The 1,461-nt window shown below is 62.9% G+C and carries 1 protein-coding gene, 1 tRNA gene and 1 pseudogene; all 3 read right to left on the bottom strand.

The window, feature by feature from the left end; all coding sequences use genetic code 11:
* Nucleotides 1–247: 247 nt before the first annotated feature.
* Nucleotides 248–323: transfer RNA gene (locus EOD07_RS34180), tRNA-Trp, on the bottom strand.
* Nucleotides 324–456: 133 nt separating this feature from the next.
* Entirely contained in the window at nt 457–942 is a 486-nt protein-coding gene (locus tag EOD07_RS34175; protein ID WP_127238331.1) for a group II truncated hemoglobin, read from the bottom strand.
* 145 nt (nt 943–1,087) lie between these two features.
* Nucleotides 1,088–1,461 (bottom strand): annotated as a pseudogene (locus EOD07_RS37945) (hypothetical protein); the annotation flags it as partial.

Genomic DNA, 1,461 nt, shown 5'->3' with positions numbered 1-1,461 from the left:
CACCCACGCAAATCAGACGCGTAAAGCCGGCTTCCCAGCTCCACGCGTCGCGTGTCTGTCTTGTCTACATAAAACCGATTCTTAATCCACGCAAGTGGCAAGGTCCGCTTTATGCCCTAACGCCGCCTCGGAACCATCCAGTCGTCCCGTCCCGGCTATGCGGGGCTTATGCCCCAATTTTCCCCATATGGCAAGCCACCCGCCGATTTTCAACCGCGGAGGCTTCGATCGGCCACTTTCGAGGAGATGGCACGGGCAGCAGGGCTCGAACCTACGACCTGCGGTTTTGGAGACCGCCGCTCTACCAACTGAGCTATGCCCGTGCATGCGCTGTTCGGCGCAGGCGCTTCCTAAAAGCTTCCGGGCACTCTGTAAAGAGCACTCCGATGCCGTTTTGGAGGCTTTGTCAGAAATCTGGATGCAGATATGCCGGCAATCGATCGCGGGCGCAGGCGCTTACGATTTCCCGGCCGGCGGCTTATAAGGTCCGCCCGGCACACCCCAGCCCCAGGCCGGCATCGGCTCGGTCTCGGGATCGCAGGTCTCGCCCAGATTCGAGTTAATCTTCGCCAGCCGCGATCCCCACTCGACATAGCCCATGAAGGCGGAGCGGAATTCGGGGTCGTCCGGCAGGCCGATCTCATCCGCAGCATCGGCAAGGAGATTGATCCAGCGGCGGCGCTGTTCCTCGGTCAGGTGCTTGCCAAGGTGATGCATCACCATCTCGCGATGGCCGCCATGCTTCTCGCTGTAGGTCTTCGGCCCGCCAAAGACCTCGCCGATGAAGGCGGCGACATGCGCCGGGTGATCCGGCGACATGTGTTCGAACACCGGACCGACGATCGGATCCGCAGCCACCTTGTCGTAAAAGGTCCGGGTCAGCCGGTTCAGCGCCTCGCTGCCGCCGGCCCATTCATACAAAGTCGGGATGTCCTCGCGCATCGCCGCTCCTCCACTGTGCATACAGCACCGGCAAGATAGCGGCAGCGCCCTGCCCGGCTCAACCTGCCTCAATGGCCAGTGCGCGCTATCTCCTTGTTTACGCAATTCCGGACGGAAAACCGTGAACACTCTTCCTGGAGTCGCTCTACAGCTTCGCTGGCGCCTTCGCCTCGGCATCGGCGGCCGGAAGGCCCCGGCAATTCTCCGGCCTGGGCGCGGATCTGCAAATGGTGGCGCCGGTCAGCGCGTCGACCGACTGCGGCCCGGTCGTCAGTCCGAACGTCTTCAGCTCGTCCCGGCTGAGTTCCCTGTGCTTGGCATATTCGGCCGACTGCATGGCGGCGAAAAAGCCCGAGCCGATCCCCATCTCGTCAAGATACGCCCTGACCTTGTCTTCCATACCCATGGCATGCACCAGGAAACGCGCATCGGCGCCCACTAGGCGCCGGACGCCGCCGGCGATCATCACCGCGCAGGCCGCGTCGCATTCGGCGCCTGCATCGACGGTGAGGCCGGTAT

This window comes from Mesorhizobium sp. M2C.T.Ca.TU.002.02.1.1 (genome assembly GCF_003997225.1).
The sequence above is the reverse complement of the archived record's forward strand: the minus strand, read 5'-3'. Positions and strand labels throughout refer to the sequence as shown.